The organism is Nocardia cerradoensis NBRC 101014 (assembly GCF_000308535.1).
Classification (GTDB): Bacteria; Actinomycetota; Actinomycetes; order Mycobacteriales; family Mycobacteriaceae; genus Nocardia; species Nocardia cerradoensis.
In genome coordinates this window covers 1-1,290 of record NZ_BAFW01000006.1, presented here as the reverse complement: position 1 = coordinate 1,290, position 1,290 = coordinate 1, and the positions used below count along the sequence as shown (strand labels likewise).

The window sequence follows — 1,290 nt, the reverse complement described above, 5'->3', positions numbered from 1 at the left end:
CATCCCGATACCCGCCGCGTGATGGCGTCCGCCCACAGCAATCCCACGCCGATCAGTCCGGCGCCCAGGGGGAAGACGATGGTTCCGACCCCTCGGCTCATCAGCACCTGCAGCGGGTGCGCGCCCATCAACTGTCCGAGCGCGATGCCCAGGAGCGGAAGTCCGGCCAGCACCGCGGCGCTGGCACGCGCACCCGCCAGCGCGGCGGTCGTGCGGTCGCTGAATCGCATCCGCCCGGCGAGGTCGTCGCGGGCCGCGCTCAACAGTTCGGCCAACGCCAGGCCGTGCCGCTCGGCCACCTCCCACGCGTTCGCGACGCGATCCAGTTCGGTTGTGACGACGCAGCGGCGGCCGCGCAATCCGTCCGCGGCCGAGCCACCGAGCCGTGCGCGGGCGGCACTCACCGCGAAGGCCGCTCCGGCGGCTCCGCCGATCTCTTCGGCCGCGACCGCGGCGGCAGCGCTGGGATGTGCACCTGTACGCAGTTCACCGATCACCACTTCCAGCCCTTCCAGCAGTTTCCGGCATTCGCCGTCGTGGCGGCGTTCCTCGCGGCGGTTCTTCGCGCGCACCGTCAACGTGGTGGCGAGCACCACGGCGGCACCCGCGACCCCGGGACCGAAGACGACCGCCGCCACCACCGCTGTAGCCGTCACGCAGCGAATGATCCAGCGGCTCGGTATATTTCGATTCCCCTTCGGGAGTCCATACAGCGCACGTAGCCGGTGCCGCCGAGTCGGGGTCGGCAGAAGCAGCAAGGCTCCCGCGCCGCACAGCAGACTCACCGTCATTGCCGCAACCGTTCGTCCAGCGACCGACGCAGTGCGGTATTCGCCGGTGCCGCAACGGCATCCGCCGACCAGGCCGTCTCGATGCGCACACCGGCCTCCCCGTCGCGGGTCACCAATCCGATTTCCTGCAGGACTCGCCCACCGTCGGGCCGGCGCCGCATGGCGAGTACGACCTGGACCGCCGCGGCGAGCTGACTGTGCAGCCCCGCACGTCCCATTCCACCCAGTGCCGCAAGGGCTTCCAGTCGAGCGGGCACCTCACGGGGCGAGTTCGCATGGACCGTTCCGGCACCCCCGTCGTGTCCGGTGTTCAGCGCGGTGAGCAGGTCCACCACCTCGGCCCCGCGCACCTCCCCGATGACGATCCGATCCGGCCGCATACGCAGCGCCTGCCGGACCAGGTCCCGGACCGTGATGGCACCCGCGCCCTCCACATTGGCGATGCGCGCGACCAACCGGACGACATGCGGATGCGGCGGCGACAGTTCGGCGGCGTCTT

2 protein-coding genes are annotated in these 1,290 nt (G+C 71.0%); both read right to left on the bottom strand.

Annotated features, from left to right (window positions below; translation table 11 throughout):
* On the bottom strand, positions 1-656 hold a 656-nt coding region (locus ON23_RS01690), incomplete at its 3' end, for a type II secretion system F family protein (protein ID WP_306307089.1).
* Positions 657-787: 131 nt separating this feature from the next.
* Positions 788-1,290, bottom strand: a 503-nt coding sequence (locus tag ON23_RS01685) for an ATPase, T2SS/T4P/T4SS family (protein WP_039775635.1), incomplete at its 5' end; no start/stop codon positions are given.